Annotated in this window: 1 protein-coding gene; it reads right to left on the reverse strand. The window is 62.0% G+C overall.

Features of this window, described 5'->3' with window-relative positions:
- On the reverse strand, positions 1–228 hold a 228-nt coding region (locus AAEY83_RS17765; protein WP_351061319.1), incomplete at its 3' end, for a pyridoxamine 5'-phosphate oxidase family protein.
- Positions 229–245: the final 17 nt, after the last annotated feature.

The raw sequence follows: 245 nt of genomic DNA on the forward strand, positions 1-245 counted from the left end.
GTCGTAGTTGGTGAAGAAGGTGAAGCCCTGCTCGTCCAGGCCCTTGAGCAACAAAATGCGGCAATGCGGACGACCGTCGGCATCGACCGTGGCCAAGGTCATGGCATTGGCTTCTACCGGCGCCTGCTCGGTTTTCACCGCATCGGCGAACCACTGGTGAAACAGCGCAAACGGCTCGGTCGGGGCTTGCGCCTCGGTCAAACCGTCACGGGTGTAGTCGCGACGCATATCGGCCAGAGCCTGGG

Source organism: Psychrobacter sp. TB20-MNA-CIBAN-0197 (assembly GCF_040309765.1).
Taxonomy (GTDB): Bacteria; Pseudomonadota; Gammaproteobacteria; order Pseudomonadales; family Moraxellaceae; genus Psychrobacter; species Psychrobacter submarinus.